The following is a 22,537-nucleotide window of genomic DNA, read 5'->3' as shown; positions in this document are numbered from 1 at the left end:
CGCTCAGGCGTGCGACGCAGCAGGGTCCGCGGCCGGTGCCGCGGCTTCGGCTTCGGCTTCGCCCGGCAGCCGCACCATCGGACCGCTGCCGCTGTAGCGGTCGAGCGCAAGGTAGATCGCCGGCGTGATGTAGAGCGTGATCACCTGCGAGAAGATCAGCCCGCCGACCACGGCCACGCCAAGCGGCTGGCGCAGCTCGGCGCCGGCCCCCAGCCCGAGCGCGAGCGGCAACGCGCCCATCATCGCGGCCAGCGTGGTCATCAGGATCGGGCGAAAGCGCAGCCGGCAGGCCTCGCGGATCGCGTCGACCGGCGCCAGGCCCTCGCTGCGCTGCGCTTCGAGCGCGAAGTCGATCAGCATGATCGCGTTCTTCTTGACGATGCCGATCAGGAGCAGGATGCCGATGGTCGCGATCAGCGTCAGGTCGAAGCCGAACAGCTTGAGCGAGAGCAGCGCACCCACCGCCGCCGATGGCAGCCCGGCCAGGATGGTGAGCGGATGGATGTAGCTCTCGTAGAGCACGCCGAGCAGCACGTAGATCACCAGCACCGCGAGGATCAGCAGCACCGCCTGGCTCGATTGCGAGCTCTGGAACACCGCCGCGTCGCCGCCGTAGTTGGTGATGATCGAGGGCGGCATCTTCAGCTCGCTCTTGAACTGGTCGATCTTCGCCGTCGCATTGCCCAGCGGCACGTCGGGCGCGAGGTTGAAGGACACGGTCACGGCCTGCAGCTGGCCCTGGTGGTTGACCGAGGTCGGACCGATGGTGCGCCGCACGCTCGAGAAGGCCGACAGCGGCACCAGCTGGCCGGCGCGGTTGCGCACCGACAGGCGCGTCATGTCGTCCTCGAACTGGCGGTCGTTGTCGGCCGCCGAGAGGATCACCTGGTAGGTGTTGCTGGCCGCGTAGATGCTGCCGATCTGGCGGTCGCCGTAGGCGTTGTAGAGCGCGGTGCGCAGGTCACCGACCGCGACGCCGAGCACGCCGGCCTTGTCGCGATCGATGTCCAGCGTGGCCTGCAGGCCGCGGTTCTGCGAATCGCTGGTGACGTCGCGGAAGACCGGGTCGGCGCGCATGCGCTCCATCAGCCGATCGGCCCAGGCGCCCATGGTGCCGGCATTGACGCTCTGCAGCGTGTACTGGAAGCGCGCTTTGCTCTGCCGCCCGCCCAGGCGCAGGTTCTGCACCGGCTGCATGTAGACCGCGATGCCCGGAATCTCGCGAAAGCGCTTGCGCAGCACCTCCAGCACCTGGGCCATGCGCGGCCGCTGGCTGCGCGGCTTGAGCACCGCGAACAGACGCCCGGAGTTCTGCGTCGCCGTCGGTCCGCCGACGCCGATGAAGGAGTTGACGTAGTCGACGCTCGGGTCGGCCTGCAGCGCCTCGGCGACGCGCTCCTGCAGCGCCTGCATCGCGGGGAAGGAAATGTCTTCGGCCGCCTCGGTGGTGATCTGGATCTGGCCGATGTCCTCTTCCGGGAAGAAGCCCTTGGGGATGGTGACGAACATCCAGGCCGTGAGCGCGAAGGTCGATGCCGCGAGCAACAGCATGAGCGGCCGATGGTGCAGCGTCCAGTCGAGCGAGCGCAGGTAGGCGCCATGCACGCTGCGGTACAGGCGCTCGAAAGCGCGGCCGATCGCGGTGCCGGGCTCGGGATGGCTTTCCTCGTGGTCGAGCACGCCCTCGGCCTTCGGCGTGTGCTTCAGCAGCCGGCTCGCGAGCATCGGCACCAGCGTCAGCGAGACCACGGCCGAGACCGCCACCGCGAGGCCGACGACGACCGCGAACTCGTGGAACAGGAGGCCGATCACGCCCGGCATGAAGAAGATCGGGATGAACACCGCGATCAGCGAGATCGAGATCGAGACGATGGTGAAGCCGACCTCGCGCGCACCGCGCAGCGCGGCGGCGAAGGGCTCCATGCCCTTCTCGACGTAGCGCATGATGTTCTCGAGCACGACGATGGCGTCGTCCACCACCAGCCCGACCGCCAGTGTGATGCCCAGCAGCGAGACGTTGTCCAGGCTGTAGCCGAAGGCATAGAGCAGCGCGACCGCGCCGACCAGCGAGATCGGGATCGTCAGCGCCGGGATCAGCGTGGCCACCAGCCGGTGCAGGAACAGGAAGATCACCAGCACGACCAGCAGGATGGTTCCGAGCAGCGTGAGCTGGACGTCGTGCACCGCCTCGCGGATCGACAGCGAGCGGTCGTTGAGCACGTTGATCTCGATCGACTGCGGCAGCTCCTGCCGGAAGCGCGGCATCAGCGCGCGCACCGCATCGACCACCTGCACCGTGTTGGCGTTGGGCTGGCGCTGCACCGCCAGCGAGATCGAACTCTGGCCGTTGTAGCTGCTCGCGGTCTTGACCGACTCGAAGCTGTCCTCGATGGTCGCGACCTCATCGAGACGCACCGCCGCGCCGTTGCGCTGGCCGACGATGACTTTGGCGAAATCGGCGGCCCTGAGCATCTGCTCGTTGGCCTGGATGGTGAGCGTCTGGCGCGGGCCGTCGAGCACGCCGACCGGCGTATTGGCGTTGGCCAGGCGCACGGCGTTGGCCAGTTCGTCGAGCGTGATGTTGCGCGCATTGAGCAGATCGGCATCGGCCTTGATGCGCACCGCGAAGGCCTTGCGGCCGTACACGCCGACCTGGGCCACGCCGTCGATGGTCGACAGCGTCGGCGAGACCAGGTTCTCGGCGTAGTCGTTGAGCTCCGCCGGGTTCATCGACTCCGACACCATCGCGATGAACAGCACCGGCGCGTCGGCCGGATTGACCTTGCGGTACGAAGGCAGCTGCGTGAGCTCGACCGGCAGCTGGCGCTGGGCGCGCAGCAGGGCCGCCTGCACGTCGACCGCGGCGGCATCGATGTCGCGGCTGCTCACGAACTCGAGCGTGATCGAGCTCACGCCCTGCGTGTTGACCGAGCTGATGGTCTGCAGGCCGGGGATGGTCGAGAACTGCTTTTCGAGCGGCAGCGCGACCGACGAGGCCATGGTGTCCGGACTGGCGCCGGGCAGCTGCGCGTTGACGTTGATGACGGGCGTGTTGTAGCTCGGCAGCGCCGCCACCGGGATCTGGAAATAGGCAAAGATGCCGATCACCACCACCGCGGCGGAGAGCAGCACCGTCATCGCGGGACGACGGATGCACAGCTCGGAGATGTTCACGTGCGTTCCCGCTCGGCGACGAGGCCGGCGCCGGGAGGTGCCGCCCGGGCCGCGCTGCCGGCATCGGGCCCGGGTGCCGCATCGGCGGGCGGTGGCGACTGCGAGGCAGCCTCGACCCGCACCATGCCGCCGTGCCGCACGTTCTGCTTGCCTTCGATGACCACCCGCTCGCCCGGCTCGACGCCGCGCACCACCACCTGCGTGCCGAAGGTGTAGAGCGACTGGACCTTGCGGCGCGCGGCCTTCTGGCCGGCATCGACCACGTAGACCGAGCTGCCCTCGGCCAGCATCATCAGCGCGGAAGCCGGCAGCACGGTCGCATCGGCGATGGTGCGCACGATCACCCGCGTCTCGACGAACTGGCCGGGCCAGAGGCTCTGGTCGGCGTTGTCGAACACGGCCTTGGCGCGCACCGTGCCGATCAGCGGATCGACCGTGTTGTCGACGAAGCTGAGCGCGCCTTGCAAGGGCAGCTTGCGTCCGGCCACCACGGCTTCGACCCGGGTGCGGGTGCGCGAGGCCTCGAGCAGATCCTGCAGCTTTCCCTCGGGCACCGGAAAGCTCACCGCGATCGGATCGAGCTGCGTGATGGTGACCAGCGACAGGCTGCTCTGCACCAGCGTGCCCGGGTAGATGTTGACGGCACCGATGCGCCCGGCGATCGGCGCGCGCAGCGTGTTGTAGCCGAGCGCGACCTGGGCCGACTGGACCGCGGCGCGGTCGGCGGCGACCGCGGCGCGCTGCGCGTCGAGCTGCGACAGGGTCGCATCGACGGCGCTCTTGGCGATGAAGTTCTGCGCCACCAGGTCCTGGCTGCGTTTGTACTGGCGCTCGAGATCGGCCAGCGTGGCCTCGTCCTTCTGCTGCTGCGCGCGCGCCTTCGCAAGGTTGGCCTGGTCGGGGCGATCGTCGAGGGTGAACAGCAACTGGCCCGTCTTGACGAACTGCCCTTCCTTCACGTGCACCTCGCGCACGGTGTTCGTGATCTGCGGCCGCAGGTCGACGCTGTTGAGCGGCACCACGCTGCCGTTGACCTGGACGGTGACCGGCACGTTCTGGCGCTGCGCGGCCGCCAGCGTGACGAGCGCCGGTGCGCCGCCGGCCGCGTTGGCGGAAGCCGGCACGCCGCTGTGCGCGACGCGCCGCGCACCGGCAGCCGACCACCACCAACTGCCCGCCGCTGCGGCAACGATCAGCACGGCAACGGCGCTGAGGACGAGGTTCTTCTTCATGACGACCTGGGTTGTCTCCGGAAGCGCGCCGCGGCGTGCGCGCGCATGTTTAACTTTTTAACTACTGTCATATTGGATCAGGGCCGGGCTCGGGCGTCCATCCGCAACATCGCGATACATCGCGCCTTCATGCACCATCGCACGTCGCGGGCCGCGGGCATGTCGCCGCGACTGGGGCCGCCCGCTAGAATCCCCGCTCCCACAGCCTCTGGATATACCCCATGAACCGCTGCCGAATCCTCTTGAACGCGCTGCTCCTGTTCGCCACGGGCACGGTACTGATGCCCGCCGCTGCGCAGCTCGTGGACCCCTCGCAGACACAGAACGAAGCCGCCTTGGGCGGGCGCAACTTTCCCGCCGGCACCTTGCGCGGCAAGTTCCTGATCGTGAACTGGCCCAACATCGAGCTCGACGGCCAGCCCGAGCGCCTCTCGCCCGGCGCGCGCATTCTCAGCGCCGATCGCATGCTCGTGATGCCGGCCTCGATCACCGGTCAAAAGCTGCTGGTCAACTACACGCGCGATGCGGCGGGCCTGGTGCGCGAAGTGTGGATCCTCACGCCCGGCGAAGCGCAGGCCAAGCGGGCGTCGGCCGACCATCCGATCCTCAATTTCTGGCCCTTCGTGGCCAACACCGGCCCGCACGACGACGGCAAGACGCCGTTCGACCAATTGCCCAAATACGGTCAATAGCTCGCCCCCAGGCTTGCTCACTTCGTGTAGCCGCCAACCCCCTGCCGGGGGCGATACCGGCGGACTGGCGGAGCCAGATCCACGGTATCTCTTGAACTAGTCAGCGCTGAGCCATCGGAGCGAGCACGATCTCGCTCGCGGAGAAACCCACATGAACCCCAAAGTTTTTATCAAGACCTTCGGCTGCCAGATGAACGAGTACGACTCGGACAAGATGGCCGACGTGCTGCATGCCGCCGAGGGCTACGAGCAGACCTCGGATGTCGAGGAGGCCGACCTGATCCTCTTCAACACCTGCTCGGTGCGCGAGAAGGCACAGGAAAAGGTGTTCTCCGACCTCGGCCGCGTCAAGCACCTGAAAGCGAAGGGCGTGAAGATCGGCGTCGGCGGCTGCGTCGCGAGCCAGGAAGGCGAGGCGATCATCGCGCGTGCGCCCTACGTCGACGTGGTGTTCGGGCCGCAGACGCTGCACCGTCTGCCCGAGCTGCTGGCGCAGCGTGCGCGCATCGGCCGGCCGCAAGTGGACATCAGCTTCCCGGAGATCGAGAAGTTCGATCACCTGCCGGCGGCGCGGGTCGAGGGCGTCACGGCCTTCGTCTCGATCATGGAAGGCTGCTCCAAGTACTGCAGCTATTGCGTCGTGCCCTACACGCGCGGCGAGGAAGTGAACCGCCCGCTGGACGACGTGCTGGTCGAGGTGGCGGGCCTCGCGGACCAGGGCGTGCGCGAGGTCACGCTGCTGGGCCAGAACGTCAATGCCTATCGCGGGAAGATGGGCGACACCGCCGAGATCGCCGACTTCGCGCTGCTGCTCGAATACATCGCCGAGATCCCGGGCATCGAACGCATCCGCTACACCACCAGCCATCCGAACGAATTCACGCCACGGCTGATCGAGGCCTATGCCCGGGTGCCGAAGCTCGCGAGCCATCTGCACCTGCCGGTGCAGCACGGCAGCGACCGCATCCTGATGGCGATGAAACGCGGCTACACCGCGATGGAATACAAGAGCACGGTGCGCAAGCTGCGCGCGATCCGGCCCGAGCTCGCGCTCAGCAGCGACTTCATCGTCGGCTTCCCCGGCGAGACCGACGAGGACTTCGCCCGGATGATGAAGCTGATCGACGACATGGCTTTCGATGCGAGCTTCAGCTTCATCTTCAGCCCGCGCCCCGGCACGCCGGCCGCGGCGCTGCACGACGAAACGCCGCATGCGGTCAAGCTGGCGCGCCTGCAGCAGCTGCAGGCGGTGATCGACGGCAACGTCAAGCGCTTCGGCGAAAGCCGCGTCGGCACCGTGCAGCGCGTGCTGGTCGAAGGTGCGTCGCGCAAGGACGCGCACGAGCTGATGGGCCGTACCGAGTGCAACCGTGTCGTCAACTTCGAGGGCGACGCGCGGCTGGTCGGACAGATGGTCGACCTGCGCATCACGCGCTCGCTTGCCTACACGCTGCGCGGCGAGGTCGTCACGGCCGAATCGGTACGGATGCCGGCGGCTGAAGCATCGGCTGCGGCCGCGGCCGCCTGATGGCGAAGCTGCCCTCGGCGCGCGGCTCGTTCCAGCAGCTGCTGCTGTTCGCATTCCTTCTGATCACGGCGCTGCTGGTGGGCGTCGCGTTGCGCGCGGTGTTCCAGTACGACCTGCTGATGACGCAGAGCCGCGACGCGGCGGCGCGCGCGCTCACGCTGTCCGGCGCGGCGCAGTCGCTGGCGGAGCGCAGCGCGGCGATGGAGCGCGCGGGACGCCAGTCGCTGGTGCTCAACGATGCGGTGCTGCGCCGCCGCTTCGACGATGCGGCGCGCGACGCGCACACGGTGCTGGATCGCCTGGGCGCGAGCGGCCTGCCTTCCACCGGACCCGACCAGTGGCGGGCCCAGCTCGACGTCATCGAGGGGCTGATGAGCGGGCCGCCCGAGACCGCACTCGCGCGCGAGAACTCGATGGCGATGCAGTTCCGCGATCTGGACGTGCTGAACACCCAGATCGCGCAGCAGGCCCAGTTCCTGATCGAGACACAGAACAACGCGCTCGCACAACGCATCGAGAGCGCCCGCACGCGGCTGATGCGGCTGGTGGTGGCCGCGAGCGCGCTGGCGGCCGTGCTGGCGCTGGCCTTCGGCGTCTGGCTGGCGCGGCCGTTCAAGCGGCTCGAACGCGCCATCGTCGGACTGGGACAGAACCGGCTCGACGAGCCGATCGACATCCGCGGCCCGGCCGACGTCCGGCGCGTCTCGCAGCAGCTCGAATGGCTGCGGCTGCGGCTCACCGAACTGGATGCCGACAAGGCACGCTTCCTGCGTCACGTCTCGCATGAACTCAAGACGCCGCTGGCCGCGTTGCGCGAAGGGGTCTCGCTGCTGGAAGACGGCGTGACAGGTGCGCTGAACCCGGCACAGCGCGAGGTCGCGCAGATCCTGCAGCAGAACACGGTGGCGCTGCAGGGGCAGATCGAGGCCTTGCTGCGCTTCAATGCCGCAGCGTTCGAGGCGCGCGAGCTGCGGCGCCAGCGCACGGCCTTGCTGCCGCTGATCGAGGAGCAGATCGAGTCGCAGCGGCTGCAGTGGCAGGCCGGCGGGCTCACGGTGCGCGCCGAGGGCGAGCCGCTCGCGGTGGTCGTGGACCCGGTCAAGCTCGGCACCGCACTGGCCAATCTGCTGTCGAACGCGATCCGCTATTCGGAGCGCGGCGGCACCATCGAATTCGTGGTCTCGAGCACGCCGGAGACGGCGCGCATCGACATCGGCGATGCCGGTCCCGGCATCGAAGAAGGCGATCGCGACCGCATCTTCGAGCCCTTCTACCGCGGCGCGCGGCAACCCCAGCACGCGGTCAAGGGAACTGGCATCGGGCTTTCGATCGTGCAGGAGTACATTGCAGCCCATGGCGGCCGCATCACGCTGCTCCCCGGCGGCCCTGGCGCGCGCTTTCGCATCGAGCTGCCGCGCTCCGCCTGACAACCACGCCTTCACGCGCAATTCCAACCCATGTCTCTTTCGATCGCTCGCAGATCTGCTTTGGCCATGACGATCGCCGTATCGGCGTTGCTCGTCGCATGTGCGGCCCCGACCCAACCGCCTGCCGAGTCCGTTGCCGTTCCCGCCGCTCCACCGCCGCCGCGCGTCTCGCCGGTGGAGGCGGAGCCGGTGGCACCGGCGACCCAGCCGGCGCTGGTCTTCACGCAGCTCACACAGGGCCCGGTGGCAGCCATCCTGGCCTATGCCGACCGGGTGCGGCCGCTCGGCAACAACGAACTCGCGGCGGAGCTGGGCCGGCTGGGCGATCCGGGTGACGCACCGATGGCGCAGATGCAGACGGCGCTGGTGCTCGCACAGACCCGTGTTCCGGCCGACCTCGCACGCGCCCTGGGGCTCATGCAGCGGGTGATCGCGAATCCGTCGTCCGATGCGCAGCCGCTGCAGCCGCTGGCGCGCGCGCTCGCGGCTCGCTACACGGAGCAGCGCCGCGTCGAGGACGACCGGGACCGGCAGGCACAGCAGTTGCGCGACAGCCAGCGACGCATCGAACAGCTGAACGATCGCATCGAAGCGCTGCGCGCCATCGAGCGCAGCTTCGCGCGGCCCAATACCCCGGCACCGGCCGCACCGGCAGTGGTGCCCCCGGCCAGCAGCCCGAAGCCGACGCCATGAGCGCAGCGCCGGGCCGCCCCAAGCAAGCTCGCACCGCAGCCCGCGGGGCGGAGGTTGTCTTATGAGCAACGCGGGACCACCCCAGCCCGCCAAGGGATCCGCTGCGCCCGCCGCGCAGACTGCGAGCGGCGCCCGCCTCCTGGTGGTCGACGACGACCCGGACATGCTGCGGCTGCTGTCGATGCGGCTGTCCTCCTCCGGCTACCAGGTGACCGCCGTGACCTCGGCCGAATCGGCACTGACGCAGCTCGAGATCGAGCACCCGCAGCTGGTCCTCAGCGACGTGCGGCTACCGGGCCGGGACGGGCTCGCGCTGTTCGACGAGATACGCAAGCGCCATCCGACCCTGCCGGTGATTCTGCTGACCGCCCACGGCACCATTCCCGATGCCGTGGAAGCGACCGCGCGCGGCGTCTTCACCTACCTGACCAAGCCCTACGACGGCCGCGAGCTGCTCGACAAGATCGCCCAGGCTCTCGCGCTCGGTGCGCCAGCAACCGTGCCGGGCAAGGGCGGCGACGAGAGCTGGCGCGCGGAGATCGTGAGCAGGAGCAACCGCATGGCGGAACTGCTGGCCGAGGCGCGCATGGTGGCCAAGTCGGACGCCAGCGTGCTGCTGCGCGGGGACAGCGGCGCCGGCAAGGAACTGCTGGCGCGCGCCATTCACCGGGCCAGCGCGCGCGCCGACAAGCCTTTCGTCGCCGTCAACTGCGGCGCCATTCCCGAGGCGCTGCTGGAGTCGGAACTGTTCGGCCACATGAAGGGCGCCTTCACCGACGCCGTGGCCAATCACAAGGGCCTCTTCCAGCAGGCCGATGGCGGCACGCTGCTGCTCGACGAGATCGGCGACATGCCGCCCGCCCTGCAGGTGAAGCTGCTTCGGGTGTTGCAGGAGCGCGCGGTGCGGCCGCTGGGCGGCAGCCAGTCGATCGCCGTCGACGTACGGATCATCTCGGCCACCCATCGCGATCTGGATGCCGCGATGGAGGCGGGACAGTTCCGCGAAGACCTGTATTACCGGCTCAACGTCGTCACCTTGAGCCTGCCGCCGCTGTCGGCGCGACGCGAGGACATTCCGCTTCTGGCCAATCACTTTCTGCAGCGGCTGTCGACCAAGTACGGCAAGCGCCTGTCGGGTTTCGCGCCCGAGGCGCTGAAGGCACTGACCACCGCTTCGTGGCCGGGCAATGTCCGGCAGCTGTTCAACGTGGTCGAGCAGGTGTGCGCACTGTCCAGTTCGCCGCTGATTCCGCTCGCGCTGGTGCAGCGCGCGCTGCGCGTGCCGAGCGTGGAAGTGCAGACCTACGCCGAGGCCAAACAGCGCTTCGAGCGCGACTACCTGGTCGGATTGCTGAAGCTGACGGACGGCAACGTGGCCGATGCGGCCCGGCTGGCCGACCGGAACCGGACCGAGTTCTACCGGCTCCTGCAGAAGCATGAGCTCACGCCGGGGCACTTCAAGGCCGATGCCGTGTCGCCAGGCAACGGCGGCGGGTCGCTCGGCAGCGACAGTCCTAAGCCGTTGATTTGATTGATTTTTCTTCGGCTTGCCGGAGCCTCTGTCGGGATTCGGCGACAAAAGAGGGGCATTTCGGGGTCCGACAGCGCCAGCCCGCGAGCCGGACGCCTCGAGATCGAGCCAAACGGTTGATCTGAAAGGGGTTTTCGGCGCTGGCACAGGGATTGCCCCTGTACAGGCATGACAGCCCATACCAGCCCCTCTTTCGCACTGCGTCCGCAGCGCGACAGCCTGCGTCAAAAGCAGTTTTCCCTCTCGCGGCCCCGTGCCGCGGGTCATTCACTGGCAGCACTCGATCACGCCAGCGGCGCGGCGCCGGATTGCGTCTTCAAGCGCTTTCCGGCAATCGGCGACACGCCCTCCCTCCTGAAGCAACGCGGGTGAAGCGCCGATGAAACCCAACGATTTCTCCCAACTCCGCGTGCTGACCGACGACCTGTCGCTGCGCAGCCCGTTCCGCGAAGAGCGCCATCCCAATTCGGTGACGGCGCCCCCGATCAACCGCGGCTCGATGGCACCACGCCCCTGGCGTGGGTTCTGGAACAGTATCGGCACGGCGCTCCTGGTGAAGTTGGGCGCCGGCGGTGCACGCGCATCGGTGGACCGGGCCGGCACGCCGGATGCGGCGGTCCAGCCGTGGCAGCGCGCGGCGACGCGCCGCCGCCTTGCCTTCATTGCGCTGACGCTGTTCAGCACGGTGATCGCCTCGACGCTGTTCGCCCGCGTGCAACCCGATTACGACAATGCCTGGCTCGAATACGGCCAGATCGCGCTCTACGGCCTGTTGTCCGGCTGGGTCGTGACCGGCTTCGTGACCGCGCTCATGGGTTTCTACGTTTCCGTGCGCGGCGACAAGCATGCGCTGTCGGCCGCCCAGGTCGCGGGGCATCCGATGAACCCCGAAGCGCGCACGGCGATCATCATGCCGATCTGCAACGAAGACGTGGCCACGGTGTTCGCTGGCCTTCGGGCGACATGCGAATCGGTCGCCGCCACCGGCCATGCGAAGCAGTTCGACGTGTTCGTGCTGTCCGACAGCTACACCCCCGAGATCGCGGCAGCCGAGCGCGCAGCCTGGGAAGATCTGCGCGCCGCGCTGGCCACCGGCGTGAACCAACCTCAGGTCGAGGTCTACTACCGCCTGCGCACCCGGCGCACGCACCGCAAGGCCGGCAACGTGGCCGACTTCTGCCGCCGCTGGGGCAAGGACTACCGCTACATGGTGGTGCTGGACGCCGACAGCGTGATGAGCGGCGACTGTCTGACCGCGATGGTCAAGCTCATGGAAGCCAACCCGACCGCCGGCATCATCCAGACTGCGACCCAGGCCATCGGCCACGTGACGCTGCACGCACGCGCGCAGCAGTTCGCCTCGCGGATGACGGGCCGCCTGTTCACGCTGGGCATGCAGTTCTGGCAGCTCGGCGAATCCCACTACTGGGGTCACAACGCCATCATCCGCGTCGAACCCTTCATGACCCATTGCGCGCTGGCGCCGATCAAGGGCACCGGTGGCATGTCGGGCGGCATCATGTCGCACGACTTCGTCGAGGCCGCGCTGATGCGCCGCGCCGGGTACCACGTCTGGCTGGTGGCCGACCTGGTGGGCAGCTACGAACAGCAGCCGCCGGACCTGCTGGCCGAACTCCAGCGCGACCGCCGCTGGTGCCAGGGCAATCTGCAGAATGCCCGCCTGATGGCCGAGCCGGGTCTGCATTCCGTGCACCGCGCGATGTTCGTCACCGGCACCATGGCCTATGTGTCCGCGCCGCTGTGGCTTGCATTCCTGACGCTGGGCACGGCGCTCTGGCTGACCGGTTCGAGCGTGGTCGAGCATTGGCTCGCGATGCCGATGGAACTGGCGGGCCTCTGGGTGTGGACGCTGTGCCTGCTGTTCCTGCCGCGCGTGCTGGGTCTGGTGGCGGTGCTCATGCGCGGCGAGCAGCGCCAGTTCGGCGGTGTCGGCGGCCTGCTGAAAAGCGCGGCGCTCGAAAGCCTGCTGGCCATCGTGCAGGCGCCCGTTCGCATGCTGGCGCATTCGCTGTTCGTGGTCGTTGCGCTCACCGGCCTCAAGCTGGACTGGAAGTCGCCCCCGCGCGAAGCGGTCGCCGTGCCGTGGCGCATCGCGATTGCGCAGCTTGCGCCGATGACGCTGGTGATCGCGGCGCTGGCCGTCGGCATCGCGTTGATCGATGCCAGCGCGCTCGCGTGGTTGATGCCTGTCGGCCTGCCGTTGCTGCTGGCCATCCCGCTGACGGTGCTGACCAGCCAGATCGCGCTGGGCAATTCGCTTCGCGACAAGGGCTTCCTGCTGATTCCCGAAGAATCGCGTTCACCGGCCGTGCTGCGCAGGGCCTGGATGCATGCGATTCGACTGGCGAGGTAAGCTCACCCCCCAGGCTTGCCCACTTCGTGTGGCCGCCCACCCCCTTGCAGGGGGCGATGCCTGCGGATCGGCGGAGCCGGATCCGTGGCATCTCTGGAATTTAAAGCCCGCTCTGCGGGCTTTTTCTATTGGCGCTCGAGGTCAGAACCTCGGCATTCCACCGCCGCCGCCCATGCCGGACATTCCCTTCATGCCGCCCATGCGCTTCATCATCTTCATGAGGCCGCCGCCCTTCATCTTCTTCATCATGCCCTGCATCTGCTCGAACTCGTTGAGCAGCCGGTTGACTTCCTGAACCTGCACGCCGGCGCCCGCCGCGATACGGCGCTTGCGCGTGGCCTTGAGCAACTCGGGCTTGCGTCGCTCCAGCGGGGTCATGCTGTTGATGATGCCTTCCTTGCGGCGGATGTCGCGTTCCGCGCGGGTCATGTCGGCTTCGGTGGCCTTGGCGGCCATTTGCGCGGGCAGCTTGTCCATGATGCTGGAGAGGCCGCCCATCTGCTTCATCTGCTGCAGTTGCCCCAGGAAATCATTGAGATCGAAGCCGGCGCCGCTCTTGACCTTGGCCGCGAGCTTCTGCGCCGCCGCGACGTCGACACCCGCCGTGACCTGTTCGACCAGCGCCACGATGTCGCCCATGCCGAGGATGCGTCCGGCATGGCGCTCGGCGTCGAACACCTCCAGGCCGTCGATCTTCTCGCTCACGCCGGCGAACTTGATCGGCACGCCGGTGACCTGCCGCACCGACAGCGCCGCACCGCCGCGCGAATCGCCGTCGGTCTTGGTGAGGATGATGCCGGTCAGCGGCAGCGCGTCCTTGAAGGCCTTGGCGGTATTGATCGCATCCTGGCCCTGCATGGCATCGACCACGAACAGCGTCTCGACCGGATCGAGCGCAGCGTGCAGTTGCTGGATCTCGGTCATCAGGACTTCGTCGATCGCCAGCCGACCGGCCGTGTCGACCAGCAGCACGTCGAAGAAATGGCGCTTGGCATGGTCGAGCGCAGCGCGGGCGATGTCGAGCGGCTTCTGGTCGGGGCTGCTCGGAAACCATTCGGCGCCGGCCTGCTTCGTCACGGTCTTGAGCTGCTCAATGGCCGCGGGCCGGTAGACGTCGCCCGACACGGTCAGCACCTTCTTCTTGCGTTTTTCGATCAGATGCTTGGCCAGCTTGGCGGTGGTTGTGGTCTTGCCGGCGCCTTGCAAGCCCGCCATCAGGATCACCGCCGGCGGCTGCGCGGCCAGATTGATGTCCGCCACGCCTTCGCCCATGGTCGCGGCCAGCTCGCGGTTGACGATGCCGACCAGCGCCTGACCCGGTTTCAGGGAGCCCAGCACCTCCTGGCCGAGCGCCTTCTCCTTCACGCGGGCGACGAAATCGCGCACCACGGGCAGCGCGACGTCGGCCTCGAGCAAGGCCATGCGCACCTCGCGCAGCATGTCCTGCACGTTGCTCTCGGTGATGCGGGCCTGGCCGCTGACCTGCTTGACAAGGCGGGAGAATTTTTCGGAGAGAGCGGTGGCCATGGGATGCCTAGTTGCCCGTGCGGCGGGCGATGAATGATCGAAAGAGGAGCAACGCTTCAAGTATGTACCACCGGGTCTTCGCTCAGGGATGCCGCAGATCCGGCTCCGCCGGTCCGCAGGCATCGCCCCCGGCGAGGGGGAAGGCGAAGCGACACGCAGTGCGCGAAGCCTGGGGGAGTACATATACTCAACCGGATGATTTTAGCGATCCCCTCCCCGCTCGGCGTGGCGCTGGGCATCGCCACCGCCGCCGCCTATGGCATTGCCGCCGCTGTCTCCTCGGGACTCGCCCGTTCGTCCACGCGATCGATCCTGGTCGTGGCTTGGCTGCTGCACGCCTGCGCGCTGGGCTGGGGGCTTGCCGGCGGTATTCCGCGCTTCGGCTTCGCGCCGGCGATTTCCGTCACGGCCTGGCTCGTGCTGACGGTGTATGGCATCGAGAGCCGCATGTACCCGCAACTCACGGTGCGGCGCGTGCTGGCGGCGCTCGGCGCGGTCGCCGCATTGCTGGCGGCCGAGTTCCCGGGCACGCCGCTGCACGTGTCGGCCTCGCCCTGGTTGCCGCTGCATCTGGCGCTTGGCATCGCTTCGTATGGATTGTTCGGCGCTGCCGTGGTGCACGCCTGGCTGATCACGCGCACGGAAAAGCAGATCCGCCTGGCGACCGAGCCGCCAAGCGGCGTGCCCCTGTTGACGCTGGAACGGCTGACGTTCCGCTTCGTGACCGCCGGCTTCGTGCTGCTCTCGGCCACCTTGCTGGCCGGACTGTTGTTCGGCGAGACGCTCTATGGTGCATCGGCCCGGAACTGGAAGTGGGATCACAAGACCGTGTTCTCGGTGCTCGCATGGATCACCTTCGCGATCCTGCTGATTGGACGTACGCGCTTCGGCTGGCGCGGTCGGACCGCACGGCGAGTGCTCTACGCAGGCTCGGCGCTGCTGCTGCTGGCCTATGTGGGTTCGCGCTTCGTGCTCGAGGTCGTGCTGGCGCGCGGATCATGAAATTCCTTCTCGTCTTCGCCGTGGTCTTCGTGGCGATCTGGATCTGGCGCAAGAACCGGCGCGACGAAATGCGCGAACGCCAACCGCCGAAACGCGCGACACCCGCGGTCGCCGCGCCCCAGGCCATGCTGCGCTGCGCGCACTGCGGACTTCATCTGCCTGCGGCGGACGCCATCGGCGGACCGGGTGGCATCGCCTACTATTGCAGCGTTGCGCACCGACAGGCCGCTGGTCACTGAGACACCCCGCCATGGCCACCTTTCTCTGGTCGCGCGGCGAGCCGGCTACGGACTGGAGCCCGCTCGAGCACTTCCACCGGAAAAGCTCCGCGTTGCTGCGGCTGTGGCGCGGCTTCATGACCGCACGCTGCTTCGTCGCCGTGGTGCTGCTGCTGCTTCAGGCCGTGGCCTTCGCGCTGCGGCAGCCCCTGCAGATGGCGGCGGTGGGTTTGTCGACCGGCTACCTGGTCGCCACCCTGCTGGCCGCGCGCTATGCGCCGCTGCAACCTCCGATCCGCGGCTTCGGAGCAGCGTGGCTGGCCACCATCGGAATCGATCTGCTCGTCTTCACCGCGCTGCAGGTGCTGCAAGTGGGCAGCATCAACTACACGCCGCTGTTCGCCTTGCCGGTGCTGATGGGTGCGGTACTGGGCACCGAAATGGTCGGCCTCGGGACGACCGCTGCAGTGACGCTGCTGCTGCTGGGACACGCGGGATGGTTCTGGCTGTGGGAGGCAGCGGATGCGTCGCCGCGCTTCGTGCAGGCCGCGCTGACGGGCACCGGCCTGTTCGTCGTGGCCTTGCTCGCGCACGAGCTCGCGCGCCGGCTCGCGCGCGAGGAAGCGCTGGCGCAGCGCAACCGGAGCAACGCGCAGATGCATGCGCAGGTCAATGACCTGGTGATCGAGACGCTGAGCGAAGGTGTGCTGGTGATCGATGCGCAGGGCGATGTGCATGCCGCCAATCCCGCCGCCGATGCGATCCTCGGCCAGGGTCTCGCGGGGCTGTCGCTGCCGTTCGCGCTGAATGCCCACCCGGCCTGGAACGCACTCGCCGACCTCGCCCATCAAACCTTCGTGCGGCACACGCCGCAATCGAAGGAGACGCCGATCGCGCAGCCGCACGGTGCGGCGCGGGAAGTCCGCGTGCGCACCCGGCTGACACCGACCCGGGATCCCCAGGCCGAAAGCCTCTGCGTCATGTTCCTGCAGGACCTGCGCGAACTCGAGGCGCGCATCCGCACCGAGAAGCTGGCCGCCATGGGCCGCATGTCGGCGGCCGTCGCGCACGAGATCCGCAATCCGCTGGCCGCCATCACCCAGGCCAGCGCGCTCCTGGGCGAAGACCTGGTCGATCCCGCTCACCGCCAGCTGACGACGATGGTGCAGCAGAACGCGCAGCGCCTTTCGCGCATCGTGGACGACGTCCTCGATGTCGCGCGGGTGCGCCAGCAGCGCGTGCTGCCGCTCGGCGAGCAGGTGGCGCTCGACCCGACCGTGCGCGCACTGGCGGAAGAATGGATTCACCATGTGCAGCATCAGGGCGTGCGGCTGACGCTCGATGCGGGCCCGAGCGACGTGCGCTTCGATGTCGAGCATTTGCGTCGCATCCTCGTGAACCTGCTCGACAACGCCGCGCGCTATGCCAGCGACCGCGACGGCGCGATCCAGGTGGCGACCGGCTTCAACGCTGGCGGCCACGCCAGTCTGCAGATCTGGAGCGACGGCGCGCCGCTCGAGCCGGCGGTGCAGCGCCACTTGTTCGAGCCTTTCTTTTCCTCCGAAAGCCGTTCCAGCGGGCTCGGGCTTTTCCTGTGCCGCGAACTCTGCGAGCGTCATGGCGCAACGATCGGCTATGAACGCCGCGCCCTGACCGCGGCCGGGCCCGAAGGCAATGAATTCTTCATCACCTTCGCTGCGGCCGAAACGCGGCTGACACAATAGCGGCGTGAGCACCTCCCATCCGTCAGCGCCTCGTGCCGCCCAGATCCTGGTGGTCGACGACGAGCCCGATCTGCGCACGCTCTACGAACTCACGCTGCTGCGCGAGGGCTACGGCGTCGAGTCGGCGGGCAGCGTCTCGGAAGCCCGGCAGCAACTGGACGCGGGTCGCTTCGATGCCGTGATCACCGACATGCGGTTGCCCGACGGCCTCGGGCTCGAGATCCTGCAGCGCGTACAGCAGGAGCAGCGCGGCGAGCGATGCATCGTGATGACGGCCTACGGCTCAGCCGAGAACGCCGTCGAGGCGCTCAAGGCCGGCGCCTTCGACTACCTCACCAAGCCGGTCGACCTGAAGCAGTTCCGCGCCGTGGTGGCGTCGGCCGTGCAGACCCCGATACAGTCGGCGGCGGGCCGGCCGGTGCGTCCGACGGACGATGAAACGAAGACGGCGACAATCGGCAGCAGCGGCGTCGCGGCACTCGACCGGCTGGTCGGAGACTCCGAGGCGATGCGTCTGGTCAAGTCCCGCATTGCCAAGGTCGCGCGCGGCATGGCGCCGGTGCTGGTTCGCGGCGAATCCGGCACCGGCAAGGAACTCGCGGCCCGCGCCGTGCATGCCTGCAGCCAGCGCAGCGACGGGCCCTTCGTCGCCGTCAATTGCGGCGCCATCCCCGAGAACCTGCTCGAAGCCGAGTTCTTCGGCGCGCTGAAGGGTTCCTACACCGGCTCCTCGCAGGACCGCGACGGCTACTTCCAGGCCGCACGCGGGGGCACCTTGTTCCTCGACGAGATCGGCGACCTGCCGCTGGCCATGCAATCGAAATTGCTGCGCGCCATCCAGGAGCGCAGCGTGCGTCCGATCGGCTCGACCCAGGAAGACGCAGTCGACGTTCGCGTCGTGAGCGCCACGCACAAGGACCTGCACGCCGAAGTTCAGGCGGGGCGGTTTCGGCAGGATCTTTTCTATCGCCTCAACGTGATCGAGATCGCCGTGCCCGCGCTGCGCGAGCGCCGCGAGGACCTGCCCGCGCTCTGCCATGCGCTGCTCGAGCGCATCGCGCGGGATGCCCAGATGCCGGCACCGACGCTGTCGGCCGAAGTGCTCCAGCGCCTGACGGAGCATCCCTTGCATGGCAACGTCCGCGAACTCGAGAACCTGCTGCACCGCGCGGTGGCGCTGAGCGACGGCGACGTGCTTCACCTCGATTTCGTGGACAGCACGGCGGCGCCGATCGCGCTGGCATCCGAAGCGCCGGTTGCCGCGTCGAAGCCCGCCGAAGCCGCGCCGATTCCGGAAGCAAAGCCGCAGTCGGCCGTCCCGAACGATCTCCAGACCTACCTCGATCAGCAGGAGCGCGAGATCCTGGTCCGCGCACTGCAGGACAGCGGGTTCAACCGGACGGCAGCGGCAGCCCGGCTCGGCCTGAGTCTGAGACAGATCCGATACCGGATCGCCCGGCTGGGCATCGCGACACCGAACGGCGAAGAGCCGCATGGCGCCAATGCCGATGAGTGAAGCCGGCGCCGACCTCTGGCGCGCGGGTTGGTATCGCTTTGCCAGGCCGTTGCGTTCTCCGAATTTCGGACCACGGCCGGCCGGCGCGCAGATCGACCTGATCGTGCTGCATTCGATCAGCCTGCCGCCGGGCCGCTATGGCGGCGACGAAGTGCAGCAGCTCTTCACCAACCGGCTGGACTGGGATGCGCATCCCTACTTCGGCACGATTCGCGGCCTCGAGGTGTCGGCGCATTTCTATGTTCGGCGCAACGGCGAGCTGTGGCAGTTCGTGAGCTGCGACGACCGCGCATGGCACGCCGGCGCATCGTCGTGGCGCGGACGACCGAACTGCAACGACGATTCGATCGGCATCGAGCTCGAGGGACTGGAAGGCGAGGCTTTCGAGGACGCCCAGTACGAAACGCTCGCCAGCCTGTGCCCCGCGATCGCGCAGCGCCACGCGATCGCGTTCATCGCAGGCCACGAACACATCGCGGCGGGCCGGAAGCAAGATCCCGGCAGCGGCTTCGACTGGGCCCTTCTGCAGCGACAGCTCGGCTGGGATCGCGCGATGTTCCCCGATGGCATTCCGATGCGCTGAATTTTTTCAATCGCGCGGCTGCGGCTCATGCAGAACTGACGCGGCACGGCAACAGCCTTGGTGCGAAACCGAGAGTGCAGCAACCATGCGCCTTTCAGGTTCAAAAGCGCTGGAAACGACCGCATGTCGCGGCCTGCGCTACGGTGGTCCAGTATCGATGCGGTCTGCGTGACCACTGGGCCTATACCCACAATGTATTCATCCGTTGAAGTCGGTGAAAAACACTATATCTAGTGGGTTGTAGACCCCTCAGACCCTAGATATAGTGTGTACTGCCCCGCGCTCGAAGCCGGGGCCCCGGCTGTCTCGGCACCGCCGGCCCAACAAGAATTGCCAACCGAGGACTGAATGCAAACCGCCCTGAACACCCCATCCACCTCTCGCGCCGTTCCCTCGACGCCGCAAAATCGTGACGTCGCAGGCTCGACCGCCGGCAACGCGCTCGCGCACTACCAGATCATTCGCCGCAACGGCGCGGTCGTGCCCTTCGAGCCCAACAAGATCGCGATCGCCATGATGAAGGCCTTTCTTGCCGTGCACGGCACGCAGGGTGCGGCCTCGGCAAGCGTTCGCGAAACGGTCGATACCCTGACCCAGGCCGTGGTGCGCGCGATGGTCCGTTCGCGTCCGGGCGGCGGCACCTTCCACATCGAGGACGTGCAGGATCAGGTCGAGCTCGGCCTGATGCGCGGCGGCCACCACGAGATCGCCCGCGCCTACGTGCTGTACCGCGAACGCCGTTCGCAGGAACGCTCGAAGGCAGGCGAGCAACATGCGCAGGCGGCAGCGCCCACGCTGCACGTGCTGGACCGCGGCGAACGCGTCGCGCTTGACCTCAACGAACTCCGTGGCCTGATCGAGTCCGCCTGCGAAGGCCTGGGCGACAGCATCACGGCCGCGCCGATCCAGGCCGAGACGATGCGCAATCTCTACGACGGCGTGCCGCTCGACGAGGTCTACAAGGCCTCGATCCTCGCCGCCCGCACGCTGATCGAGAAGGATCCCGACTACACCTTCGCCACCGCTCGCCTGCTCCTGCACACGATCTTCAAGGAGATCATCGGCCGGGAGGTGATGCCCGCAGAACGCGCGCAGGCCTATGCCGACTACTTCCCGCAGTTCATCAAGAAGGGCGTCGACAACGAACTGCTCGACGAGAAGCTGCTGCAGTACGACCTGAACCGCCTGGGTGCCGCGCTCAAGCCCGAACGCGATCTGCAGTTCGACTACCTCGGCCTGCAGACGCTCTACGACCGCTACTTCCTGCACGTGCGCAAGACCCGCATCGAACTGCCGCAGGCTTTCTTCATGCGCGTCTCGATGGGTCTCGCCCTGAACGAGATCGACCGCGAAGCGCGCGCGATCGAGTTCTACGAAGTGCTCTCGTCCTTCGACTTCATGTCGAGCACGCCGACGCTCTTCAACAGCGGCACCCTGCGCTCGCAGCTGTCGAGCTGCTACCTGACCACGGTGCCGGATGACCTCGACGGCATCTACGAGTCGATCAAGGAAAACGCGCTGCTGTCCAAGTTCGCCGGCGGCCTGGGCAACGACTGGACGCGCGTGCGTGCGCTCGGCAGCCACATCAAGGGCACCAACGGCGAATCGCAGGGCGTCGTTCCCTTCCTCAAAGTCGTGAACGACACGGCCGTGGCGGTCAACCAGGGCGGCAAGCGCAAGGGCGCGGTCTGCACCTACCTGGAAAGCTGGCATCTCGACATCGAGGAATTCCTCGAACTGCGCAAGAACACCGGCGACGACCGCCGCCGCACCCACGACATGAACACGGCGAACTGGATCCCCGATCTGTTCATGCGCCGCGTGATGGAGAAGGGCAACTGGACGCTGTTCTCGCCCTCCAACGTGCCCGACCTGCACGACAAGTTCGGCATCGACTTCGAAACCGCCTACGTCGCCTACGAAGAAAAGGCTGCGCGCGGCGAGATCAAACCGAGCCGCACGGTCCAGGCGACCGACCTGTGGCGCAAGATGCTCACGATGCTGTTCGAGACCGGGCATCCGTGGATCACGTTCAAGGACGCCTGCAACGTGCGCTCGCCCCAGCAGCACGCCGGCGTGGTCCATTCCTCGAACCTGTGCACGGAGATCACGCTCAACACCAGCGACACCGAAACCGCGGTCTGCAACCTCGGCTCGGTCAACCTGCTGCAGCACCTGAAGGACGGCGCGGTCGACCAGGAAAAGCTCAAGCGAACGATTTCGACCGCGATGCGCATGCTCGACAACGTGATCGACATCAACTACTACGCGGTCAAGAAAGCGCGCGATTCCAACCTGCGCCACCGCCCGGTCGGCCTCGGCGTGATGGGTTTCCAGGACGCGTTGTACGAGTTGCGCATCCCCTACGCCTCGCAGGAGGCGGTGCAGTTCGCCGACGAATCGATGGAAGCGATCTGCTACCACGCCTACTGGGCCTCGACCGATCTGGCCCGCGAACGCGGCAAGTACTCGAGCTACAAGGGTTCGCTGTGGGACAAGGGAATCCTGCCTCCCGACACGCTCGACCTGCTGGAGAAGGCGCGCGGCGGCTATGTCGAGGTGGACCGCTCGTCCACGCTCGACTGGAATGCGCTGCGCCAGAAGATCAAGACCGACGGCATGCGCAACTCCAACTGCGTCGCCATCGCACCGACCGCAACCATCTCCAACATCATCGGCGTCGACGCGTCGATCGAGCCCTGCTTCGGCAATCTCTCCGTCAAGTCGAACCTCTCCGGCGAGTTCACCGTCATCAACCACTACCTGGTGCGCGACCTCAAGCGCCTGGGCCTGTGGGACGACGTGATGGTGATGGACCTCAAGCACTTCGATGGTTCGCTGCGTCCCATCGACCGCGTGCCGCAGGATGTGAAGGCGCTCTACGCGACCGCGTTCGAGGTCGAGACCACCTGGCTGGTCGAGGCGGCCGCACGTCGCCAGAAGTGGATCGACCAGGCACAGTCGCTCAACATCTACATGGCCGGCGCCTCGGGCAAGAAGCTCGACGACACCTACAAGCTCGCCTGGCTGCGCGGCCTGAAGACCACCTACTACCTGCGCACGCAGAGCGCGACGCACGCCGAGAAATCCACCGTTCAATCGGGCCGGCTCAACGCCGTGTCGTCGGGCAGCGGCGATGCATCGTCGGGCATGAGCGCACTCGAAGCGGCGGCGCTCGCAGCGCAAGCACAGATGAGCGCGATGCCTGCAACCGACATCGCGTTCTGCGGCGTGGACGATCCGACGTGCGAAGCCTGTCAGTGACGTCGGCATGAGGAGGCCGCGATTCGCGGCATCGCCTGACAAATTGCGATGC

The 22,537-nt window shown here is 67.5% G+C and carries 15 protein-coding genes; 12 read left to right on the top strand and 3 right to left on the bottom strand.

Going from position 1 to position 22,537, the window contains the following annotated elements; all coding sequences use genetic code 11:
- Positions 1 to 3: 3 nt before the first annotated feature.
- Together WDLP6_RS04670 and WDLP6_RS04665 are read right to left on the bottom strand one after the other, a co-directional pair.
- Complete coding sequence (locus tag WDLP6_RS04670; RefSeq protein ID WP_162591407.1) at positions 4 to 3,174, bottom strand: efflux RND transporter permease subunit; 3,171 nt, start codon at positions 3,172 to 3,174, stop codon at positions 4 to 6.
- Positions 3,171 to 4,406, bottom strand: a complete 1,236-nt coding sequence (locus tag WDLP6_RS04665; RefSeq protein WP_162591406.1) for an efflux RND transporter periplasmic adaptor subunit — start codon at positions 4,404 to 4,406, stop codon at positions 3,171 to 3,173. Before WDLP6_RS04665 ends, WDLP6_RS04670 begins: the two co-directional genes overlap by 4 nt.
- Positions 4,407 to 4,627: 221 nt before the next feature.
- On the opposite strand from WDLP6_RS04665, the gene WDLP6_RS04660 reads away from it, so the two are divergent.
- From WDLP6_RS04660 to mdoH, 6 genes are all read left to right on the top strand, one after another.
- Positions 4,628 to 5,098, top strand: coding sequence for a hypothetical protein (locus tag WDLP6_RS04660; RefSeq protein WP_162591405.1), 471 nt, complete (start codon positions 4,628 to 4,630; stop codon positions 5,096 to 5,098).
- A 151-nt stretch (positions 5,099 to 5,249) separates the two neighbouring features.
- Positions 5,250 to 6,626: a tRNA (N6-isopentenyl adenosine(37)-C2)-methylthiotransferase MiaB gene (gene miaB, locus WDLP6_RS04655; RefSeq protein ID WP_162591404.1), complete on the top strand. Its 1,377-nt coding sequence runs from the start codon at positions 5,250 to 5,252 to the stop codon at positions 6,624 to 6,626.
- The gene (locus tag WDLP6_RS04650) at positions 6,626 to 8,053 is read left to right on the top strand and encodes a sensor histidine kinase (RefSeq protein WP_162566004.1); all 1,428 of its coding nucleotides are present in this window, start codon (positions 6,626 to 6,628) and stop codon (positions 8,051 to 8,053) included. Before miaB ends, WDLP6_RS04650 begins: the two co-directional genes overlap by 1 nt.
- Positions 8,054 to 8,119: 66 nt before the next feature.
- Positions 8,120 to 8,746 (top strand): hypothetical protein, encoded by a 627-nt coding sequence (locus WDLP6_RS04645; RefSeq protein ID WP_232076957.1) that lies wholly within the window; start codon positions 8,120 to 8,122, stop codon positions 8,744 to 8,746.
- A 61-nt stretch (positions 8,747 to 8,807) separates the two neighbouring features.
- On the top strand, positions 8,808 to 10,277 hold the full coding sequence (locus tag WDLP6_RS04640) for a sigma 54-interacting transcriptional regulator (RefSeq protein ID WP_162591402.1): 1,470 nt from the start codon (positions 8,808 to 8,810) through the stop codon (positions 10,275 to 10,277).
- 379 nt (positions 10,278 to 10,656) lie between these two features.
- Positions 10,657 to 12,651, top strand: coding sequence for a glucans biosynthesis glucosyltransferase MdoH (gene mdoH, locus WDLP6_RS04635; protein WP_162591400.1), 1,995 nt, complete (start codon positions 10,657 to 10,659; stop codon positions 12,649 to 12,651).
- Between the two features lie 141 nt (positions 12,652 to 12,792).
- Here mdoH and ffh read toward each other — a convergent pair whose 3' ends face one another.
- Positions 12,793 to 14,178, bottom strand: a complete 1,386-nt coding sequence (ffh, locus tag WDLP6_RS04630; RefSeq protein ID WP_162594961.1) for a signal recognition particle protein — start codon at positions 14,176 to 14,178, stop codon at positions 12,793 to 12,795.
- Between the two features lie 195 nt (positions 14,179 to 14,373).
- On the opposite strand from ffh, the gene WDLP6_RS04625 reads away from it, so the two are divergent.
- The 6 genes from WDLP6_RS04625 to WDLP6_RS04600 all read left to right on the top strand — a co-directional run bounded on the left by WDLP6_RS04625 (position 14,374) and on the right by WDLP6_RS04600 (position 22,485).
- Positions 14,374 to 15,180 carry a cytochrome C assembly family protein gene (locus WDLP6_RS04625; protein WP_162591399.1) on the top strand — a complete coding sequence of 269 codons (807 nt, stop codon included), beginning with the start codon at positions 14,374 to 14,376 and terminating at the stop codon, positions 15,178 to 15,180.
- Complete coding sequence (locus WDLP6_RS04620) at positions 15,177 to 15,419, top strand: PP0621 family protein (RefSeq protein WP_162591398.1); 243 nt, start codon at positions 15,177 to 15,179, stop codon at positions 15,417 to 15,419. Before WDLP6_RS04625 ends, WDLP6_RS04620 begins: the two co-directional genes overlap by 4 nt.
- 11 nt (positions 15,420 to 15,430) lie before the next feature.
- Positions 15,431 to 17,122, top strand: coding sequence for a sensor histidine kinase (locus WDLP6_RS04615; RefSeq protein ID WP_162591397.1), 1,692 nt, complete (start codon positions 15,431 to 15,433; stop codon positions 17,120 to 17,122).
- 4 nt (positions 17,123 to 17,126) lie between these two features.
- Positions 17,127 to 18,638 carry a sigma-54-dependent transcriptional regulator gene (locus tag WDLP6_RS04610; protein WP_162591396.1) on the top strand — a complete coding sequence of 504 codons (1,512 nt, stop codon included), beginning with the start codon at positions 17,127 to 17,129 and terminating at the stop codon, positions 18,636 to 18,638.
- On the top strand, positions 18,625 to 19,221 hold the full coding sequence (ampD, locus tag WDLP6_RS04605; RefSeq protein WP_162591395.1) for a 1,6-anhydro-N-acetylmuramyl-L-alanine amidase AmpD: 597 nt from the start codon (positions 18,625 to 18,627) through the stop codon (positions 19,219 to 19,221). The genes WDLP6_RS04610 and ampD overlap by 14 nt, the downstream gene beginning before the upstream one ends.
- 348 nt (positions 19,222 to 19,569) lie before the next feature.
- Positions 19,570 to 22,485 carry a ribonucleoside-diphosphate reductase subunit alpha gene (locus WDLP6_RS04600; RefSeq protein WP_162591394.1) on the top strand — a complete coding sequence of 972 codons (2,916 nt, stop codon included), beginning with the start codon at positions 19,570 to 19,572 and terminating at the stop codon, positions 22,483 to 22,485.
- The last annotated feature ends 52 nt before the right edge of the window (positions 22,486 to 22,537 follow it).

The sequence above is a fragment of the Variovorax sp. PBL-E5 genome, assembly GCF_901827185.1.
GTDB lineage: Bacteria > Pseudomonadota > Gammaproteobacteria > Burkholderiales > Burkholderiaceae_C > Variovorax.
Note: the sequence above shows the minus strand (reverse complement) of the source record. Positions and strands in the feature narration are given on the sequence as shown.